The organism is Pantoea sp. Acro-807, assembly GCF_011752675.1.
GTDB classification, from domain to species: Bacteria; Pseudomonadota; Gammaproteobacteria; order Enterobacterales; family Enterobacteriaceae; genus Pantoea; species Pantoea eucrina.
Window position 1 is genome coordinate 511700 of the sequence record NZ_VWXE01000001.1, and the last position, 19596, is coordinate 531295.

General features: G+C 56.9%; 17 protein-coding genes. 11 read left to right on the forward strand and 6 right to left on the reverse strand.

Going from position 1 to position 19596, the window contains the following annotated elements:
- Positions 1 to 6 precede the first annotated feature (6 nt).
- Genes ssuD through ssuE form a run of 3 tightly spaced genes read right to left on the reverse strand, consistent with a single transcriptional unit; the run spans position 7 to position 2681 of the window.
- Entirely contained in the window at positions 7 to 1152 is a 1146-nt protein-coding gene (ssuD, locus tag F3J39_RS02425; RefSeq protein WP_071668708.1) for an FMNH2-dependent alkanesulfonate monooxygenase, read from the reverse strand.
- A 14-nt stretch (positions 1153 to 1166) separates the two neighbouring features.
- On the reverse strand, positions 1167 to 2117 hold the full coding sequence (locus F3J39_RS02430; RefSeq protein WP_108569210.1) for a sulfonate ABC transporter substrate-binding protein: 951 nt from the start codon (positions 2115 to 2117) through the stop codon (positions 1167 to 1169).
- 12 nt (positions 2118 to 2129) lie between these two features.
- A complete protein-coding gene (gene ssuE, locus F3J39_RS02435; protein WP_104084736.1) occupies positions 2130 to 2681 on the reverse strand; it encodes an NADPH-dependent FMN reductase in 552 nt (183 codons plus the stop codon).
- A gap of 357 nt (positions 2682 to 3038) precedes the next feature.
- On the opposite strand from ssuE, the gene F3J39_RS02440 reads away from it, so the two are divergent.
- The 4 genes from F3J39_RS02440 to F3J39_RS02455 all read left to right on the forward strand — a co-directional run bounded on the left by F3J39_RS02440 (position 3039) and on the right by F3J39_RS02455 (position 7379).
- A complete protein-coding gene (locus tag F3J39_RS02440; protein ID WP_039383621.1) occupies positions 3039 to 4559 on the forward strand; it encodes an oligosaccharide flippase family protein in 1521 nt (506 codons plus the stop codon).
- A 2-nt stretch (positions 4560 to 4561) separates the two neighbouring features.
- Positions 4562 to 5560 carry a glycosyltransferase gene (locus tag F3J39_RS02445; protein WP_039383623.1) on the forward strand — a complete coding sequence of 333 codons (999 nt, stop codon included), beginning with the start codon at positions 4562 to 4564 and terminating at the stop codon, positions 5558 to 5560.
- Between the two features lie 120 nt (positions 5561 to 5680).
- On the forward strand, positions 5681 to 6691 hold the full coding sequence (gene pyrD / locus F3J39_RS02450; protein ID WP_104084739.1) for a quinone-dependent dihydroorotate dehydrogenase: 1011 nt from the start codon (positions 5681 to 5683) through the stop codon (positions 6689 to 6691).
- 151 nt (positions 6692 to 6842) lie between these two features.
- Positions 6843 to 7379: a cell division protein ZapC gene (locus tag F3J39_RS02455; protein ID WP_039383627.1), complete on the forward strand. Its 537-nt coding sequence runs from the start codon at positions 6843 to 6845 to the stop codon at positions 7377 to 7379.
- Positions 7380 to 7382: 3 nt separating this feature from the next.
- Here F3J39_RS02455 and F3J39_RS02460 read toward each other — a convergent pair whose 3' ends face one another.
- Complete coding sequence (locus F3J39_RS02460; RefSeq protein WP_166713800.1) at positions 7383 to 8492, reverse strand: YcbX family protein; 1110 nt, start codon at positions 8490 to 8492, stop codon at positions 7383 to 7385.
- Between the two features lie 96 nt (positions 8493 to 8588).
- On the opposite strand from F3J39_RS02460, the gene rlmKL reads away from it, so the two are divergent.
- The 6 genes from rlmKL (at position 8589) to rmf (ending at position 16535) form a co-directional block, all read left to right on the forward strand.
- Positions 8589 to 10706: a bifunctional 23S rRNA (guanine(2069)-N(7))-methyltransferase RlmK/23S rRNA (guanine(2445)-N(2))-methyltransferase RlmL gene (rlmKL, locus tag F3J39_RS02465; protein ID WP_108569215.1), complete on the forward strand. Its 2118-nt coding sequence runs from the start codon at positions 8589 to 8591 to the stop codon at positions 10704 to 10706.
- Between the two features lie 5 nt (positions 10707 to 10711).
- A complete protein-coding gene (locus F3J39_RS02470) occupies positions 10712 to 12619 on the forward strand; it encodes an ABC transporter ATP-binding protein (RefSeq protein ID WP_039383636.1) in 1908 nt (635 codons plus the stop codon).
- A 16-nt stretch (positions 12620 to 12635) separates the two neighbouring features.
- Positions 12636 to 13922: a membrane integrity-associated transporter subunit PqiA gene (pqiA, locus tag F3J39_RS02475; protein ID WP_166713801.1), complete on the forward strand. Its 1287-nt coding sequence runs from the start codon at positions 12636 to 12638 to the stop codon at positions 13920 to 13922.
- A complete protein-coding gene (pqiB, locus tag F3J39_RS02480; RefSeq protein ID WP_166713802.1) occupies positions 13894 to 15537 on the forward strand; it encodes an intermembrane transport protein PqiB in 1644 nt (547 codons plus the stop codon). The genes pqiA and pqiB overlap by 29 nt, the downstream gene beginning before the upstream one ends.
- Positions 15534 to 16100 (forward strand): membrane integrity-associated transporter subunit PqiC, encoded by a 567-nt coding sequence (gene pqiC / locus F3J39_RS02485; protein ID WP_094111461.1) that lies wholly within the window; start codon positions 15534 to 15536, stop codon positions 16098 to 16100. Before pqiB ends, pqiC begins: the two co-directional genes overlap by 4 nt.
- A gap of 267 nt (positions 16101 to 16367) precedes the next feature.
- On the forward strand, positions 16368 to 16535 hold the full coding sequence (rmf, locus tag F3J39_RS02490; RefSeq protein ID WP_071668711.1) for a ribosome modulation factor: 168 nt from the start codon (positions 16368 to 16370) through the stop codon (positions 16533 to 16535).
- Between the two features lie 60 nt (positions 16536 to 16595).
- On the opposite strand, the gene fabA is transcribed toward rmf, so the two are convergent.
- Together fabA and F3J39_RS02500 are read right to left on the reverse strand one after the other, a co-directional pair.
- Positions 16596 to 17114 (reverse strand): bifunctional 3-hydroxydecanoyl-ACP dehydratase/trans-2-decenoyl-ACP isomerase, encoded by a 519-nt coding sequence (fabA, locus tag F3J39_RS02495; RefSeq protein ID WP_039383641.1) that lies wholly within the window; start codon positions 17112 to 17114, stop codon positions 16596 to 16598.
- Between the two features lie 67 nt (positions 17115 to 17181).
- Positions 17182 to 19026, reverse strand: coding sequence for a Lon protease family protein (locus F3J39_RS02500; RefSeq protein ID WP_166713803.1), 1845 nt, complete (start codon positions 19024 to 19026; stop codon positions 17182 to 17184).
- Between the two features lie 70 nt (positions 19027 to 19096).
- On the opposite strand from F3J39_RS02500, the gene matP reads away from it, so the two are divergent.
- A complete protein-coding gene (gene matP / locus F3J39_RS02505) occupies positions 19097 to 19561 on the forward strand; it encodes a macrodomain Ter protein MatP (protein WP_139074201.1) in 465 nt (154 codons plus the stop codon).
- Positions 19562 to 19596: the final 35 nt, after the last annotated feature.

Below are 19596 nucleotides of genomic sequence, written 5' to 3' on the forward strand. Positions count from 1 at the left end.
GACTCCTTAGCTTTGCGCAACTTTCTGTGGCGTAAAATCATTGGCCACAGCTTCGCCATGCGCCTGCACGACGCGCGGTTTTGGCACTTCCGGCACGGCCAGGTCAAGATGGGGAAACAGCAGCTCGCCGACGCGGTACGCTTCTTCCAGATGCGGATAGCCAGAAAGGATAAAGGTCTCAATGCCCAGCGCCTGATATTCGCGCATGCGTTCTGCGACAGTTGGCCCGTCGCCGACCAGCGCAGTACCGGCTCCGCCGCGTACCAGGCCAACCCCAGCCCAGAGGTTCGGACTGATCTCCAGCTTATCGCGCTGGCCGCCGTGCAGGGCAGCCATCCGCTGCTGTCCGACCGAATCCGTGCGCGCAAACGCCGCCTGTGCTTTGGCAATTGTGGCATCATCCAGATGTGAAATAAGCCGATCCGCGGCCTGCCACGCCTCCTCATTCGTTTCGCGCACAATCACGTGCAGACGAATACCGAAGCGCACCGTGCGCCCCTGCGCTGCGGCCTTGGCGCGCACCTGCTCAATCTTCTCTTTAACCAGCGCGGGCGGCTCTCCCCAGGTGAGATAGACGTCAACCTGTTCAGCAGCCAGATCCTGCGCGGCATCAGAAGAGCCGCCGAACCAGAGTGGCGGACGCGGCTGCTGTACCGAACGGAACATCAGGCGCGCACCGCGCACTTTGACGTGTTTGCCCTCATAGTCCACCGTTTCGCCTTCAGAAACACGTCGCCAGATGCGGGTAAATTCCGCCGATTCTGCATAGCGCTCGCGATGGTCGAGAAAGACGCCATCGCCCGCCAGCTCTTCCGGATCGCCACCGGTCACCAGGTTAAACAGCGCACGACCGTTAGAGAGGCGATCCAGCGTTGCCGCCTGACGCGCTGCCTGGGTCGGCGAGATCACGCCGGGACGCAGTGCCACCAGAAAGCGCAGGCGCTGCGTTACCGGGATCAGCGAGGCAGCGACCAGCCAGGCATCTTCGCAGGAGCGGCCGGTCGGGATCAGCACGCCGCCAAAACCCAGCCGGTCAGCGGCCTGTGCTATCTGCTGCAGATAACCGTGATCCACCGGACGGGCGCCTTCGGCGGTTCCCAGATAGTGACCATCGCCGTGCGTGGGAAGAAACCAGAAAACAGATATGCTCATTGTATTGTTCCTTATTAATGGGCCGTCCGGGGTTGCCAGATGCGGTCAGCGATGGTGAGTTTTACCGGCAACAGATGGCTGGCGTAAAACAGATCGGCAGTGTGCTGCTGCGCGGCGGCGGTGCGTGCACTGACGGGGGTAATCGTGGTAGGCGGACGATGATCGAGATAGCTCGCCAGGACCGGTTTTGGCAGGCCCATCGCCTGCGCCAGCAGGTCAATACTCTGCGTCCGCTGGCTCTGCGTCAGCGCATCCGCCTCGCTGAAGGTGGCCAGCACCTGGCTGAGGGTGTCGGGACTGGCTTCAGCAAACTGTCGGGTCGCCAGATAGAAAGAGCCGGTCAGGTTCAGCGTGCTGCCGTCAGTGAGGACGCGCACATTGCCCTGCTGCAGAGCGGCTGAGTAATAAGGATCCCAGATCGCCCAGGCGTCAACGTTACCCTGCTGAAACGCCGCGCGGGCATCGGCTGGCGTCAGATAGACCGGCTGAATATCAGCGAAACTCAGGCCCGCCTGCTGCAGCGCGCGCAGCAGCAGATTGTGCGAGCTGGAGCCTTTCTGAAAGGCAACTTTGCGGCCTTTCAGATCGGCCACGCTGCGGATGGGGCTGTTCTGCGGTACCAGGATCACTTCTGCTTTAGGTTTCGCGGGTTCCGATCCGACATAAAGCAGATCGGCCCCGGCGGCCTGCGCAAAGAGCGGAGGAATATCCCCGGTGCTGCCTAAATCGATACTGCCGATGTTAAGCGCTTCCAGCATTTGCGGGCCGGCAGGAAACTCAATCCACTTAATTGCCATCGCCGGAAAACGCTGCTCCAGCAGCCGGTGCGATTTTGCCAGCACCATGCTGACCGAGCCTTTCTGGTAGCCGATACGGATCTGAGAAGGCGCGTCCGCTGCGCTGGCCGTCAGGGTAAACAGGGCAGCCAGCGCCGGGAGCAGCAGAGCCGTTATAAGTCGTTTCACGATAGTCTCTCCTCAGACAGCCCGGGCAAAAGGCAGATGACGGCGCTGCAGCGCAAGCCAGAAGTTCTCCAGCGCATCATCAATACGGGAAGTGAGATCGCTGGCAAATTCCGGCTGGCGGTCGTAATGCGTAATCTGCAGATCCTGCGCAAACACTCCCTGTAACACCTCCTGCGCTTTCAGCGCGCTCAGTACCGGTTTAAGCCCGTAATCGAGCGCCAGCATATGTGCCACGCTGCCGCCACTTGCCAGCGGCAGTACGACTTTTTCTTCCAGCGCCCGCTCCGGCAGCAGATCCAGGACAGTTTTTAGCGCACCTGCAAATGACGCTTTATAGACAGGAGTAGAAATAATGACGCCGGTCGCGCTGGCGATGTCAGCTTTAAACGCATTCAGGGCAGGGGAGTCGAAACGGGCATGGATCAAATCTTCCGGCGGAAAATTGTGAATATTCCACGCAATAACTTCGGCGCCCCGGGCTTCCAGCTGGCGCTGGCAAAGCGTCAGCAGCGCCGTCGAACGTGAAGGGAAACGGGGGCTGCCCGCCAGCGTTAGGATCCGCATACCTGCTCCTTATAACAAAAAGTTATCGATAATGTTTAATTGAGAACTGATTGTCTTAATCCTGCCAGAGCGCCGGAAAAGGGGTAAATGATTTATCCGGCAATCAAAAGCTTTAAAACGGCAAACGGATCCTGCTGCCGATCTGCTGCCTGCGAAACGCTACTGCCTGCGCTGCCAGTCGGGCTCACAGAGCAGCGGCGGATAAAATGGCCCGATCTCTGTTTTTTATTGATGAATTTAAGAAAAAGCTGCGGCGTGAATGCCAGGTGGTTTTTAAGAATTACTCCTGTGGGCGCTGTCACATTTTTGTGTCACGCTTGAAGACATTGAGAAAAATACCCAGACCCCCATACTTTTATGTCTATCAAACGTAATGCGATTGCCAACTATGTCGGGCAGATCTACCTGACGCTGTCAGGTATTTTAGTGGTGCCGCTCTATATTCAGAATCTGGGGATGGAAGCGTATGGCCTGGTTGGCTTCTTTTCTATATTACTGACCTGGCTGCAGCTGCTGGATGCGGGCGTCTCCACCACGCTGATGCGTGAAGCGGCGCGCTACCGCGCTAATCAGGAAGAATTTGTCTGGTTTCCGGCGCTGTTTACCACCCTGACGCGCTTTTTCCTTTTTTCCACGCTGGTGCTGGTGGTGCTGGGCTGGCTGGCAACGCCCTGGATAGCGACACACTGGCTGGATGCGCGTCATTTGCCGGCCGGCGATGTGGTTATCGCCGTGGCAATTATGGTGATCACCGCGGCCATTCGCTGGCGCACCAGTCCCTATCGCAGCGTGATCATCGGCTTTGAACATCAGGTCTGGCTGAATGGCGTTAACCTGACTATTACCACGCTGCGCACCTTTGGTGCGGTGCTGGTGATCCAGCTCTTCGCCAACGCCGTGCTGACATTCTTTATCTGGCAGCTGCTGGTCTCCATCGCCGAGGCGGGCTGCTGCATCTGGAAGGCGTATCAGCTTATCCCGCGCGCCGCGCGCAAAGAGAAGCGCAGCGACCTGAAAGAGGTGCTGAGGCCTTTTATTCGCTTTGCGCTGAGCGCCGCGTTCTCCAGCGCAATCTGGACGTTTATCTCGCAGATTGACCGTCTGGTGCTGTCTAAAACCCTGCCGCTGAGCGAGTACGGATCCTTTACCGTCGTGGCAACGGCGGCGACCGGTATCCTGCTGCTCAGCAGCCCGATTATGCAGGCGATTGTGCCGCGCATGACCGGCATGAAAACCCGGCAGCAGGGCGATGCGGAATCTCTGCGTCTCTACCGTTACACCACGCAGGCAGTCGCCATTTTTATGGCCCCGCTCAGTATCACTATCGCCTGCTATTCTGGTCCGCTGCTCTGGGCGTGGACGCAAAAAACGCAGATTGTCGATGAGATGGCTTTTGTCCTGACGCTTTACGCCTTAGGCAGCGGAATTCAGGCGATCTGTGGCTTGCTCTATCACCTGCAGTACGTGAATGGCAACCTAAAACTCCATATGCAGGGCTTTACCCTGTTTGCCATTCTGCTGGTGCCGCTTAACATCTGGTGTGCGATTCACTACGGCGCGCTGGGAACCGGCTGGCTGTGGCTGGCGCAGAACATTTTCTACCTGGTTGGCTGGGCATGGCTGGTACACCGTCGTTTTGCGCCGGGTATCCACTTCAGCTGGCTGACGCGCGACGTGGCGCTGATCTGGGCGGTATCGGGCCTGATTGCCGGCCTGAGCACGCTGCTGCCTATTGAGTGGAATCAGAATCGCTGGATTAATCTGCTCTGGCTGGCATTGATTGGTGCCGTGAATCTCGGCGTCTGCTGTCTGCTGCATAGCCTGGTGCTGAAGCGCCTGCGCCGTACACCCGTTGTTAATGCTGAAGAAAGAGGATAAGTATGACGTCGCGCTCCGTCCCGACTATATCGGTCATTATTCCGAACTGGAACTGCGCCCCGTGGCTGCCGGAGACGATGCAGTCGCTGCTGCAGCAGACGTCGCCGGCAGATGAGATTATTATCATTGACGACGGCTCAACGGATGAGAGCGTGAGCTGGCTTACGGCGTTCGCTGAGGCGCATCCGCAGGTCACTTTGCTGAGCGGCAACCGCGGCGGCGTCAGCGCAGCGCGGATGAAAGGGCTGGCGGTCGCCACCGGCGATTTCCTCTATTTTATGGATGCCGATGACTTTATCTCCGCCACTCTGTTTGCCGATTTCCGGCGCGCGCAGGCGCAGCATACCGGACTTGAGCTGTTCTGCTTCGGCGCAAAAATGTTTTTCGACGTCCCGGAACCGCAGCGCCACTATCAGACGATTCATCAGCGTCACGTCAGCGGCCTTTTCTCCGGCGGCAGCGAAAGTCTGCGCACGCTGATCCAGCATCAGTCGGCGCACCGGGTGATCTGGAGCAGCATCATTTCCCGGCAGCTGATTGAGCGGCTGGGGCTGAGTTTCCTGCCGATTCAGAATCATGAAGATGCGCCTTTTATGTTCGCGCTCTATATGCAGGCGCACAGTTTCTACTGCACCGGCGAGAGCTACTACTACAAGCGCTTTATGCAGAGTTCGCTGTCGCAAAGCACCCGCGACTTCTCCTGGATAAAAAATTACTTTATCGCCCGCGACAGCAGCGAAGCGTTTTTGCGAGAGCATCAGCTGCCGCAGGATGAGGCATTACTGGATGACTACTATCAGACCATTATGCATGGCTGCCTGGCACAGATCCGTAAACACCGCATTAAAGTACCTGCCGAGTGGCAGCCGCGGGTAAACAGTCTGGTGCGGCGCGTATTACGGCATAATACCCGGCTGAAACTGCTCTGGTATTGTCCGCCGCTCTATCACGGTCTGCAGGCGTGCCGTAATCGCCTGAGTCGTTATTCATCCCGCCGTTGATCGCGATCCTGTTCTGAGGTTCGTCACTAATTTACTTTTGCGCCAGAGCACCTTACCATTCTGGCGCACGTATTCCCGTGCACCCGCTGTTTCTTCCTTTACTGCCATTCAGGAGAGTGCATGTTATATCCCATCGTCCGGCCCGCCCTGTTTAAACTCGATCCCGAGCGCGCGCATGAACTCACTTTCCAGCAGCTGCGTTTTATCAGCGGTACGCCGCTGGAGGGGCTGATTCGGCAGTCGCTGCCGGCGCGTCCGGTAAGCTGTATGGGCCTGACGTTTCCCAACCCGCTGGGTCTGGCGGCCGGGCTGGATAAAAACGCGGAGTGCATTGATGCGTTTGGCGCAATGGGGTTTGGTTTTATTGAAGTCGGTACGGTAACGCCGCGTGCGCAGCCCGGAAATGATAAACCGCGTATGTTCCGTCTGGTTGAGGCGGGCGGCATCATTAACCGCATGGGATTTAATAACCACGGGGTTGATCATCTGGTAGAGAACGTCAAAAAAGCGCGATTTAAAGGCGTACTGGGGATCAATATTGGCAAGAATAAAGATACCCCGGTTGAGCAGGGGAAAGAGGATTACCTGATCTGCATGGAGAAGGTCTACGCCCATGCGGGTTATATTGCGATAAATATCTCTTCACCTAACACGCCTGGCCTGCGTACGCTGCAATATGGCGATGCGCTGGACGATTTGCTGGCGGCGATTAAATTAAAACAGCAGGAACTACAGCAGCGACACCTTAAATATGTTCCGGTGGCCGTAAAGATTGCGCCGGATCTGTCTGAGGAGGAATTAATCCAGGTTGCTGACAGCCTGATGCGTCACCAGATTGATGGTGTGATTGCAACCAATACCACGCTGGACCGTACGCTGGTCAGCGGACTTAAACATGCAGATGAAGCGGGCGGCCTGAGCGGACGCCCGGTTCAGGCGCGCAGCACAGAGGTAATCCGCCGGCTGGCGCAGGAGCTGCAGGGGCGCTTACCTGTTATTGGTGCCGGTGGAATAGATTCACTCATCGCCGCACGGGAAAAAATTGCCGCGGGCGCCACCCTGGTGCAGATATACTCCGGATTTATTTATCAGGGACCGGCTTTAATTAAAGATATCGTGACCCACCTCTAAGACATATCTCACTTTCCCCGGCCAGGGGGTTTATTTCTCCCTCTGGCTCGTTTATATTTTCCCCTGTTGTTCTATTTTTCAGCTTTTTGCTTAAAGCGATATTTTATTTTTTAGGCGCCATTTAGCGCAGCAGAATCCCACAAGGCACATCATGAAAATCAAACCCGATGACAACTGGCGCTGGTATTATGACGCCGAGCATGACCGTATGATGCTTGATTTGGCTGATGGCACACTCTTCCGCTCCCGCTTCTCCCGCAAAATGCTGACGCCCGACGCTTTTAACAGCAGCGGATTTTGCGTCGATGATGCCGCACTCTATTTTAGTTTCGACGACCGCTGTCGTGAGAGTGAATTATCTGCTCATCAGCGTGCCGAGCTGATCCTGAATGCGCTGGTGGCAAGCCGCTTCCTCAAGCCGCTGATGCCAAAAAGCTGGCACTTCATCAGCCACAAACATAGCTGGCAGCCGGTCGCGGGCGATATGGTCACGGCTACGCTGGCTGAGAGCGGTGAGCAGGCACAGCTGCTGGTAGTAGAAAGCAGTGAAAACGCGGCGCTCTGTCTGGTGGCGCAGCCGGCACTGAGCATGGCGGGAAAAAGCATGCAGCTTGGCGATGCGATCAAAATCATGAACGATCGCCTGCAGCCGCTGCAGCTGGCGACATGGTACGCGCGCGCGGTTTAGATTTTATCCCAGCTCAATATCACTGTCCGGAATACAGCTGCAGCTCAGAATAGTGCCGTCAGCACGTACGGCGCTCTGCTTTAACGGCCTGACGGTGCCGGCGACCAGCGTGACTTTACAGCTGCCGCACAGCCCGGCCCGGCAGGAGTAGGGAATACGAAACCCGGCCATCTCCAGCTGCTCCAGTAATACCTGCTGATTATCTCCCTCAAAACGCCGGCCCTGACAGGTAATGGTGACGCTGGCAGGCGCACCTGGCTCTGCTGTCAGCGAAGCTTCTGTTTTGCCGGCACCATAGACGCGCGGGGTATGGCGTTCCAGAATCGTTACGCTGTCCCCGCTGCGGATCAGCCCGCTGTTCAGGGCTATCATATTGAGGCCAAAATCGATATCACCGCTGCTATCCTGCGCGCTGCGAAAGCCCTGCAGCGTGGTCAGCGGCTCACCCGCCGGATGTTTCTCTCCGTTCTCCGTCCCGATAGTGGTAAATACGCAGCGGCTGCACGGTTTCGGCACGACAAACTCAACGTCACCGATTTGCAGCCGCTTCCAGCTATCTTCATCCCAGGCGGGGGCACCGCTGACCACCAGGTTAGGGCGAAACTGCTCTACGCGTACGCCAGCCGGGCAGCGCTGCTGCAGATCCTGCATCGACGCCATATTAACCAGCAGAAACGGATAGCCGTCGGCAAAGCCGAGCGGCACGGCGTCAAAGCGCTTTACGCGCCGCGTCGGCGTCTCACCTGTCCAGCGCAGCTGTACCGGGCGTGGAAAATAGTCGCTCAGCCAGCGGTTAATCGCTTCCGGCGCGATGCGGGCAGTAAAGGTGTTGCCCCAGACAACGGTTTCGCTCTCTTCTGCCGCAAAGTCGGCGTAGCGGATCAGCGCCTGCTGACCGTCCGGCGCGTTAATCAGCAGGCCATCCGGCAGCACAACCGGCGTAAAACGCACCAGCTGCGGAAACTGCCGGGCGGTGATGAACGTCCCGTCAGGCTCGGTGATCATAAAGATGCGATCAAACGCCAGACCGCTCTGCAGCACCTGTGCATGCGACTGCTGCAGGCCGCGCATCGATTTGACCGGGTGAATATAAAGACGGGATAAGGTAATCATCATCGCTCCTTGCAGACAAAAAGAAGCTAACTTTATGACATAGGACGCTGATTCGCTATAATGCGCAGCAATTTTAGCAAGAGTATAAGTGACGATATGAATTCTCTGTTTGCCAGTACGGCGCGTGGGCTCGAAGAGCTGTTGAAAACTGAGCTGGACGCGCTGGGCGCGCAGGATTTGCAGGTGGTGCAGGGCGGCGTCCACTTCCGTGCCGACGATCGCGTAATGTATCAAAGCCTGCTGTGGAGCCGTCTGGCTTCACGTATTTTGCTGCCGCTGGGAGAATTCGGTGTCTGGAGTGACCTCGATCTCTATGTCGGCGCGCAGAGTATCCCCTGGGCTGAGCTGTTTGACAGCGAAACCACCTTTGCCATCCATTTCAGCGGCACCAACGACGTCATCCGCAACAGCCAGTTTGGTGCGCTGCGAATTAAAGATGCGATCGTTGACTGCTTTACCCGTCAGGATCTGCCGCGCCCCAGCGTGGATCGCGAGCAGCCCGGTATTCGCATTAACGCCTGGCTGAATAAAGATCGCGTCAGCATCGCACTGGATCTCAGCGGCACCGCGCTGCATCAGCGCGGCTATCGTCAGCAGACCGGTCAGGCGCCGCTGAAAGAGAATCTGGCGGCTGCCATTGTTATGCGTTCCGGCTGGCAGCCGGAAACGCCGCTGCTGGATCCCATGTGCGGTTCCGGCACGCTGCTGATTGAGGCGGCCTTAATTGCCTGCGATCGCGCGCCGGGTCTGCTGCGCAGCCACTGGGGCTTTAGCCGCTGGAAGCAGCATAACGCAGCGCTGTGGCAGGAGCTGCGCAGCGAAGCGCTGCAGCGCGCGCGGGCTGGCACCGCAGCCGCCCAGGCACGCTTCTTTGGTTATGATAACGATGGCCGCGTGCTGGAGTGGGCGCGCGCTAACGCGCGTCGTGCCGGCGTCTTTGAGCTTTTTACCTTTGCGCAGCAGGATGTGCTGAAGCTGAGTAATCCGCTTGACGATAAAAGCGTGACCGGAACGGTGCTGAGTAACCCGCCTTATGGTGAGCGTCTGGAGAGCGAGCCGGCGCTGATTGCGCTGCACAGCCAGCTGGGCCGCATTATGAAGCAGCAGTTTGGCGGCTGGAATCTGTCGCTGTTCAGCGCCTCACCCGATCTGCTGAGCTGCCTGCAGCTGCGCGCGGAGCGCCAGTTTAAAGCGAAAAATGGCCCGCTGGAGTGCGTGCAGAAAAATTATCAGCTGGCGGCGTCCGGTGCGGCTGGCAGCGCGCAGATTGCGGAAGATTTCGCAAACCGCCTGCGCAAAAACCTGAAGAAGCTGGAGAAATGGGCGCGTCAGTCGGGCATTGAGTGCTATCGCCTCTATGATGCCGATCTGCCGGAATACAATGTCGCAGTGGATCGCTACGCCGACTGGGTGGTGGTGCAGGAATACGCGCCACCAAAAACCATCGACGCGACCAAAGCGCGCCAGCGGCTGTTTGATGTTATCAGCGCCACGCTCAGCGTGCTGGAGATCCCGGCTAACAGGCTGGTGCTGAAAACCCGCGAGCGGCAAAAGGGCAAAAATCAGTATCAGAAGCTGGGAGAAAAGGGCGAATTCTTTGAAGTGCAGGAGTTCAATGCCCGGCTGCTGGTTAATCTTACTGACTACCTTGATACCGGCCTGTTCCTCGATCACCGTATCGCGCGGCAGATGCTCGGCCAGATGAGTAAAGGTAAAGACTTCCTGAACCTGTTCTCTTACACCGGCAGCGCCAGCGTACACGCCGGGCTGGGCGGGGCAAAATCCACCACTACGGTTGATATGTCGCGCACCTACCTTGAGTGGGCGGAGCGCAACCTGCGTATTAATGGTCTGACCGGCCGTCAGCATCGCCTGCTGCACGCCGACTGCCTGAGCTGGCTGCGTGAAAGCGACGAGCAGTTTGACCTGATTTTTATCGATCCGCCGACCTTCTCCAACTCCAAGCGTATGGAGGCGGATTTTGATGTGCAGCGCGATCATCTGATGCTGCTGCAAAACCTGAAGCGCATGCTGCGTCGCGGCGGCACCATTATGTTCTCCAACAACAAGCGCGGCTTCAAAATGGATCTGGAGGGCCTGCAACGGCTCGGTCTGCAGGCGCAGGAGATCACGCAAAAAACCCTGTCACAGGACTTTGCCCGTAATCGTCAAATTCACAACTGCTGGCTGGTCAGCCACGCCGGTAAGGAATAATTTATATGTCGTTGATCAGTATCCATGGTGCTTACCTCTCATTCAGTGATGCACCGCTGCTGGATAATACCGAACTGCACATCGAAGAGGGCGAACGCGTCTGTCTGGTGGGCCGTAACGGTGCCGGTAAATCCACATTAATGAAAATCATCAACGGCGAACAGCCGCTGGATGATGGGCGTATCATCTATGAGCAGGACCTGATCGTTTCGCGCCTGCAGCAGGATCCGCCGCGTAACATTACCGGTTCGGTGTATGACTTTGTCGCTGAGGGCGTGGCCGAGCAGGCGGAGCATCTCAAAGCCTATCACGCCATTTCGCACAAAGTGATGGAGGATCCGAGCGAGAAAAACCTCAATGAAATGGGCCGGCTGCAGACGATTCTCGATCACCAGAATCTCTGGCAGCTCGACAGCCGTATCAACGATGTTCTGCAGCAGATTGGCCTGCAGGCTGATACAGAACTCTCTTCGCTCTCCGGCGGCTGGCTGCGTAAAGCGGCCCTGGGCCGGGCGCTGGTCAGTAATCCACGCGTGCTGATGCTGGATGAGCCTACTAACCACCTCGATATTGAAACCATCGACTGGCTGGAAACGTTTCTGAAAACCTTTACCGGCAGCATCGTGTTTATTTCGCATGACCGCTCGTTTATCCGCAATATGGCGACGCGCATTGTCGATCTCGATCGCGGCAAGCTGGTCTCCTGGCCGGGAGATTACGATCAGTTCCTGGTGGGTAAAGAGGAGGCGCTGCGGGTTGAGGAGATGCAGAATGCTGAATTTGACCGCAAGCTGGCGCAGGAAGAGGTGTGGATCCGTCAGGGGATCAAGGCGCGTCGTACCCGCAATGAAGGCCGCGTGCGGGCACTGAAAGCGCTGCGTCGTGAACGTTCCGAGCGTCGTGACGTGATGGGCAAAGCCAATATGCAGGTCGGTGAAGCGGCCCGCTCCGGTAAAATTGTCTTTGAGCTGGAGAACGTAAACTACGGCGTGGAAGGCAAAACGCTGGTTAAAGACTTTTCAGCCCAGGTCCAGCGCGGCGATAAGATTGCGCTGATTGGGCCTAACGGCTGCGGAAAAACCACGCTGCTGCGCCTGATGCTGGGGCAGCTAAAAGCGGACAGTGGACGGGTGCACTGCGGCACCAAGCTTGAAATTGCCTATTTCGATCAGCATCGCGCTGAACTCGATCCGGACCGGACCGTGATGGATAACCTCGCGGAAGGCAAACAGGAAGTGATGGTCAACGGCAAACCCCGTCACGTACTGGGTTACCTGCAGGACTTTCTGTTCCATCCGAAACGCGCCATGACGCCGGTACGCGCGCTGTCGGGCGGAGAGCGCAATCGCCTGCTGCTGGCGCGGCTGTTCCTGAAGCCCAGCAACCTGCTGATCCTCGATGAACCGACCAACGATCTGGACGTTGAAACGCTGGAGCTGCTGGAAGAGCTGGTCGACGGATATCAGGGCACCGTACTGCTGGTCAGCCACGATCGTCAGTTTGTGGATAACACCGTTACCGAATGCTGGATATTTGAAGGCAACGGCGAAGTGGGCGCGTTTGTGGGCGGCTATCATGATGCGCAGCAGCAGCGCGCGGCGTACAAACAGACGCGTGTTGCCCCGACGGTTTCCGCACCGGTGAAAACAGCTGAAAAAAATGAAACCGCCAAACGCAGCGCAGGCAAGCTAAGCTATAACCTGACGCGTGAACTGGAACAGCTGCCGCAAAAGCTGGAGCAGCTGGAAGCGCGGATTGGTGAGCTGCAGGCGCAGATGAGCCATCCCGATTTCTTCAGTCAGCCGCATGAAAAAACGCAGCCGGTGCTGGATACGCTGGCGCAGACGGAGCAGGAGCTGGAAACCGCCTTTGCCCGCTGGGAAGAGCTGGAAGCGCTGAAAAACGGCGCATAACACAGAGGAAAAGGGCATGTGCGCAACGTCGCCGCAGGCGCAGCAGTGGATGCTCTGTCCACAGTGTGATTTAACCGTCAGGCTGCCCGCTGTGCCGGCGGGCAGCCGTGCCCGCTGCCCGCGCTGCCATACGCAGCTGCTGGCTAACTGGCATGAACCGCGCAAGCGTCCAACCGGTTATGCGCTGGCGGCGCTGTTTATGCTGTTGCTGGCCAATCTGTTTCCGTTTATCGATATGCACGTCGCCGGTCTCTCCAGCCGCATTACGCTGCCGGAGATCCCGCGCGTCATGGTGCGGGAGGATTACCGCAGCCTGGCTTCCCTGTTTCTGCTGTTTGTGCAGGGTATTCCGGCTTTCTGCATGGTGACAATTTTGCTGCTGGTCAACCGGATTGCTCTGCCGCACCCGCTGCGGCGGGGACTGGCGCGTATTCTTTTTCAGCTGCGCAGCTGGGGCATGGCAGAGATCTTTATGGCCGGCGTGCTGGTGAGTTTCGTCAAGCTGATGGCGTATGGCGAGATCGGCTTAGGCAGCAGCTTCTGGCCCTGGTGCCTGTTCTGCCTGCTGCAGCTGCGCGCGTTTCAGTGTGTGGATCGGCGCTGGGTCTGGCAACAAATCGACGCGCTGCCCGCGCTGCCGTTTACGCCGCAGGCGGGAAAAAGTGGTCTGCAGCAGGGGCTGCGCAGCTGCCCCTGCTGTACGGCTATTCTGCCGGCGACGCAGCCGCGCTGCGATCGCTGCGGGGTAGCCGCGGCACCGCGCCGCAGGCATAGCCTGCAGTGGACGCTGGCGCTGCTGCTGACCTCCGTTATGCTTTATATCCCGTCTAATATTATGCCGATCATGGTGACTGAGACGCTGGGTTCCCAGTATCCCTCAACGATCATGGGCGGCGTTATCCTGCTGATGAGCGATGGTTCCTGGCCCGTTGCACTGGTGATTTTTATCGCCAGTATTATGGTGCCCTCGCTGAAAATGGTCGCTATTGGCTGGCTCTGCTGGCACGCCAGCGGGCGCGGCCAGCGGGATGGCGAAAAAATGCATCTGATCTACGAAGTGGTGGAGTTTGTTGGTCGCTGGTCGATGATCGATGTGTTTGTTATCGCCGTGCTCTCTGCGCTGGTGCGCATGGGACAGCTGATGAACGTCTATCCCGCACCGGGCGCGCTGCTGTTTGCCCTGGTGGTGATATTGACCATGTTTGCCGCTATTACATTCGATCCGCGTCTGATTTGGGATCGCCAACAGGAAACTGAACGTAAGGAGTCGCGTCTTGACGGACAACAATCACGGGACTGCTAAGGTCGATCAGATCAAACGCTGGTCGCCAGTCTGGATCGTACCCATCGTTACGCTGTTGATCGGCGGGTGGATCCTTTTTTATCACTTCAGCCATCAGGGGCCGCTGGTGACGCTGATCACCGAAAACGCCGAAGGCATCGTGGCGGGTAAAACCACTATCAAAAGCCGCAGTGTGGATGTGGGCACCGTAGAGAGTGCGGTGCTGACCGACGATTTGCATCACGTCGAGATCACAGCCCGTCTGAACGCCGGCATGGAGAAGCTGCTTTATAAAGACAGCGTGTTCTGGGTGGTCAAACCGCAGATTGGACGCGAAGGGATCACCGGTCTTGGCACACTGCTTTCAGGCGCCTATATCGAGCTGCAGCCCGGTGCAAAAGGCGAACAGCCGGAGCAGTATCAGCTGCTTGATTCACCGCCGCTGGCGCCGCCGGATGCGAAAGGGGTCCGCATTGTGCTCGACAGTAACAAAGCGGGTCAGCTCAATCCGGGCGATCCGGTGCTGTTCCGCGGTTATCGCGTCGGCACGGTGGAAACCAGCACCTTCGATACTGACAAACGTATGATGACCTATCAGCTGTTTGTCACTGCGCCTTATGACCGGCTGGTGACCACGAATGTGCGTTTCTGGAAAGACAGCGGCATTGCCGTTGATATGTCTGCTTCGGGGATGCGCGTGGAGATGGGTTCACTGACCACGCTGTTTAGCGGCGGCGTCAGCTTTGACGTACCGGATGGCTGGGATCTGGGTGAGGTCGCACAGAACAAAGCGGATTATCATCTGTATGACGATCAGCGCAGCATTCAGGATTCACTCTATACCCGACACACTGATTTCCTGATGTTCTTCAGTGATTCGATTCGCGGCCTGCAGGTGGGTGCACCGGTTGAGTTCCGCGGTATTCGTCTGGGAACCGTCGCGCAGGTGCCTTATATGATCCCGGGTATGGACCAGGCGCTGAACACAGATTATCGCGTGCCGGTGCTGATTCGCATCGAACCCGATCGCTTTACCGCACGACTGGGCAGTGATTTTAATCTGGAGCAGCATCTGCAGGATGGGAAGAAACGTGGCCTGCGCGGCACGCTGAAAACCGGCAACCTGCTCTCCGGCGCGCTGTTTGTCGATCTCGATTTCTACGATAAAGCGCCAGCCTATAAAGGACCGAACAGCGTAGCAGGTCTTGAGGTGATCCCTACCGTCAGCGGTGGTCTCAGCCAGATCCAGCAGAAGCTGATGGCGGCGCTTGATAAGATCAACGCGCTGCCGCTTAATCCGATGATTAATGAGGCGACCGGCACACTGAAAGAGAGTCAGCGCACGCTGCGTCAGCTGCAGAATACGCTGAATAATCTGAACCAGCTTACCGGCAGTCCGGCAATGAAAACATTGCCTGCTGATATGCAGCAGACGCTGCGTGAACTCAACCGCAGCATGAAAGGGCTGCAGCCGGGATCGCCAGCGTACAATAAACTGGTGGGAGATATGCAGCGGCTTGATCAGGTGCTGCGTGAGCTGCAGCCAGTGCTGAAAACGCTGAATGCGAAAAGCAATGCCCTGGTATTTGAAGCGAAGCCAGGCCAGGATCCGCAGCCAAAGAGGGCGAAACAGTGAAAAAAGCCATCATCGCAGGAGCTATGTTGCTGCTGGCAGGGTGCAGCACAACCATCGACACCACCTACTATCAGCTGCCGGCAGGCAGCAGTACGGTACGCGTCGCCAGCAGCGCGGGCAGCAGCCAGCCGATGCTCTGGGTGGAACATGTGAACGTGCCTGATTATCTGGCAGGCAACGGACTGGTTTATCAGACCAGCGATGTTAAATATGTCATTGCCACCAACAATCTCTGGGCCAGCCCGCTCGATCAGCAGCTGCAGCAGACGCTGATTACTAATCTGAGCCAGGCGCTGCCGGGCCGCGTGGTCGCCGCGTCACCGCATGGAGAGGGCTACGATACGCTTAACGTCAGCGTAAGTGGGTTTCAGGGACGTTACGACGGGCGGGTCGTGGTCAGCGGTGAATGGCTGCTGCAGCATCAGGATCAGCTTATCAAGCGCAGCTTTAGTGTGACGTTGCCGCAAAATGAGGATGGTTATGATGCGCTGGTCCGCACGCTGGCTGCAGGCTGGCAGCAGACCGCACAGCAGATCGCAGACAGTGTGGCTTCGCTAAATTAGGAATTGGTTTAGATAACTGCTAAGTCCCTGATTCTTCGTAGCAACGTTGCACCGGAGATCGGGGGCTTTTTTTTGCCTAATCAAAAACATAGACACTGCTTTGACATTTCTTTATGTCGTTTTAACGGCAAAACCGTGACGCTGGCGTGAATTTTGCGCATTGCTTTTTCTGCGCATTGGGGTTAGAACTTTACTGTGGCTGAACATTAATTCGCCACTCTTTCTTTCCACCAGATTCCACCAGACCTGAAATGAGGGAAACGCGGTATGAAGAGACAGAAGAGAGACCGTTTAGAACGTGCACATTCACGCGGTTATCAGGCCGGCATTACTGGCCGCTCTAAGGAGCTGTGCCCCTATCAACTGATCGATGCGCGGTCTCACTGGCTGGGAGGCTGGCGTCAGGCCATGGAGGACAGGTCGGCGGTGGCGTAGCCCTGCCGGATGTCAGCAAAGGGAAAACCTCCGCCGCGGCGGAGGTTTTGTTAAGCAGGATCAGAACGCAGAGGTATCTTTAAACAGACCGACTTTCAGATCGGTAGCGGTGTAGATCAGATTACCGTCAACAAAGACTTCACCATCTGCAACACCCATCACCAGCTTGCGGTTGATTACGCGCTTGAAGTGAATTTTATAGGTCACTTTTTTCGCTGTTGGCAGCACCTGACCGGTAAACTTCACTTCGCCCACGCCCAGCGCACGGCCTTTGCCTTCCGCGCCTAACCAGCCGAGATAGAAACCAACCAGCTGCCACATGGCATCCAGGCCCAGACAGCCAGGCATAACCGGATCGCCTTTGAAATGGCAATCGAAGAACCAGAGGTCGGGGCGGATATCCAGTTCAGCTTCAACAAAACCTTTGTCGAAGTTACCGCCATCTTCGGTCATTTTGACCACACGGTCCATCATCAACATGTTGTCAGAGGGCAGCGGTGGCCCATTTTCGCCGAACAGTTCGCCGCGACCTGAGGCAACCAGGTCTTCTTTGCTATAGGATTCGCGTTTATCTACCATGTTCTCAATATGCCTTCTTTTAGTGAAGCCCGAATATTAGCGAACAGTTGTACGCCGGGCAATGCCCCTATTTGTGGTTAAACCAGTTAAGCCAGCGTAACGGCCACGGGCGGGGTGCAGATTCCTGCTGGTTAAACTGTGTAATACGGGTCTGAATCATAGTCAGCAGCGATTCACCGCTCTCGCTCTGCCACGCCACGCCGGTCAGCAGCGGCAGGGCTTCATCGATACGGTCAATTGCCCACAGATGAAACTCTCCTGCTTTCACCGCGTCAACGAGCTCCTGACTAAGACTGAGATGACGCACGTTAGAGGCAGGCAGAATGACACCCTGCTTACCGGTCAGCTCACGCGCCTGACAGACATGAAAGAATCCTTCGATTTTTTCATTGAGGCCACCGACCGGCTGCACATTGCCAAACTGATCAACAGAGCCGGTCACCGCAATCTGCTGGCTCAGCGGCTGATTAGCCAGCGCGCTGATTAATGCGCACAGCTCTGCCAGCGAGGCGCTGTCACCATCCACTTCAGAGTAAGATTGCTCAAACACCATCGAAGCGGAGAAGGGCAGCGGCTGATCGAGTTCCAGCTCAGCAATCAGATAGGCCTGCATAATCATCATGCCTTTGGCATGAATATTACCGCCCAGCTCAGCTTTACGCTCCACGTCATTGAGTTCACCATCGCCTGGGTGCACCACACAGGTAATACGTGACGGCTCACCCCAGGCACGCGGGTGCCCCGGAAACTCAATAACCGACAGGCCATTGATCTGTCCGATAACCTCGCCATCTGTTTCAATCATGATCTGATTTAGCAGGATCTCATCGCGCATGCGTTCAGTAAGGTAGTTTTCCCGCCACTGGCGTGCTTCAAGCGCCTCCGTCAGCGCTTCACCATTAATGATGTCGCCGTGCAGGGCGGCCTCATGCAGCTGTCGCCTCAGCCAGCGCGGACAGAGCGGCAGCGTATCCTGATCGCCGGTAAAACGTACCGCTTCCGTCAGCAGCGGTGGCCAGAAATCAGCCTCCGGTGCATTAAGGTCTGCCCGTGCTGCCTGCGTCAGAACCCACTGACACCAGTTGAGCATATCGCTCTCATCGGCAATCTGCAGGTTCTCTTCAAACTCACTGTAGAGCGCCATTTCGTGCACTTCGGCATCCAGCTCCTGAAAGCTGGCCAGTGCATCGCGATCGCCGCACAGAACCAGGCGGACGCTAAGCGGCAGAGCTGGAATTGTCACCGGCAGGGGCTGTCGCTCATCCTGCGAATACCACTCAAACCGCTGCAGTTCGATACACCGGCGCAGGCGCAGCCAGAGCAGGGGCTGTGCCAGCAGCGTATTGATAGACAGGATCAGCGTGCCGCCGTTGGCGCGATGCAGCAGCCCGGGCTCAGGCATCACGCGATCCTTATACTGACGCACGCAGCCAAACAGCTGCTCTGCTTCGATCCAGTCAGCATAAAACACGCCGCCGCTACTGGTAAAAGGACGGTTGATGTCTGAAGGCGGCAGCAGCGTAACGGTGTCGCCCATCACATGATAGTCACCGCCATAGAGCTGCCCGGCATCAGGCTGAAAACGCCGCGTGGCCCCGGCAATCCAGGCGAGATAGTCGCTATTTTCCTGGCTGCGTAACAGTAGCAGCGGAAAACCCGCAGACTGATGGTGTAAATGCGCCAGCGCATTCAGCAAACGCGGCTGAACCGCGGCAAGGCTATCGCTATCTTTCAGTGAAACCGTTGAAAAGAGGGTCTGCCAGGGGGTGCTATCTGGCTGCAGGGCTTGCCACGTAAGTTGGTTGCTGGTCAAAATATTCGCATTAGTCTGATTTAGGAAAAGCGTGATTATACAGGATACAACCGGGTTTATCACGGCGAGTTCCGGTAGTGAATGTGACAGGAGCAACATGTTTTTCGTTGCTGCATCGCGCAAAAAAGCTGTTATTCTTAAGTTGTTACGTGGTCACGGTGGGATTCCGATGAAATACCAGCAGCTTGAAAATCTGGAAAGTGGATGGAAATGGAAATACCTGGTGAAAAAACATCGGGAGGGGGAGCTAATCACCCGCTATCTGGAGCTCAGCGCGGCACAGGCTGCGGTTGACGCGCTGCTTGCGCTGGAAAATACGCCGGTTGAGGTGAACCAGTGGATTGCGCAGCATATTCATCCGGGTCTGGAAAATCGCCTGAAGCAAACCATACGTGCCCGCCGCAAGCGTCACTTCAATGCTGAACACCAGCATACGCGTAAAAAATCTATCGATTTAGAATATCTGGTGTGGCAACGGCTGGCGGGCCTGGCGCAGCGTCGCCACTGCACGCTCTCTGAGACAATTGTACAGCTGATTGAAGATGCCGAACGGAAAGAGAAATATGCCAGTCAGATGTCTACGTTAAAGCAGGATCTGCAGGCCATCTTAGGCAGCGAAGAGAACAAAAAGTAAGCAGATAGCAGAAACAAAAAACCCCGCCGGAGCGG